This window comes from Methanosaeta sp. UBA458 (genome assembly GCF_002496085.1).
Lineage (GTDB): Archaea > Halobacteriota > Methanosarcinia > Methanotrichales > Methanotrichaceae > Methanothrix > Methanothrix soehngenii.
The window spans coordinates 1-445 of record NZ_DAIK01000107.1 but is presented as its reverse complement, the minus strand read 5'-3'; the positions used below and the strand labels follow the sequence as shown (position 1 = coordinate 445).

The 445-nt window shown below is 47.4% G+C and carries 1 pseudogene; it reads right to left on the bottom strand.

The features are described from left to right. A pseudogene (locus BP822_RS07455) lies at nucleotides 1-428 on the bottom strand (diguanylate cyclase); the annotation flags it as partial. Nucleotides 429-445 lie beyond the last annotated feature (17 nt).

The window sequence follows — 445 nt, the reverse complement described above, 5'->3', positions numbered from 1 at the left end:
TGCAGCAGTCCTGCCAATGCTATAAACAGGTTGCATGAGATCCAGATCGTGTCCAGATGGCTGCCTGAGATGTAAGTCCCTTTTTGTGTCTGGATGCAGAACACCGCATCTGCGACCAGTACTGCAGCCATTCCAGCAGCTAGAAAAAGGGCAGGGGTAATGGTTGGAGCGTCAAGCTTACTTAAGAGCAGTCGGATAAGGGCAACGAAGAGGACGATATCCATTATAGAATAGGCTAAAGAAATCGTCAGTTCCAAAGTGATCGTATTCAATGATGATACTACAGGGGCGAAGAAGAAGATCCAAAATACCAGAGCAGCCGATATTATTACAATTGCCGAATCAAGGATGACCCCGAGCCTCTCCCGAGGAGAAAGAGGGGCATTGGGCAACAGAAAAATACCTGCTGCAAAGAGAGGATAGAACATCAGATAGCCGAAGTCTG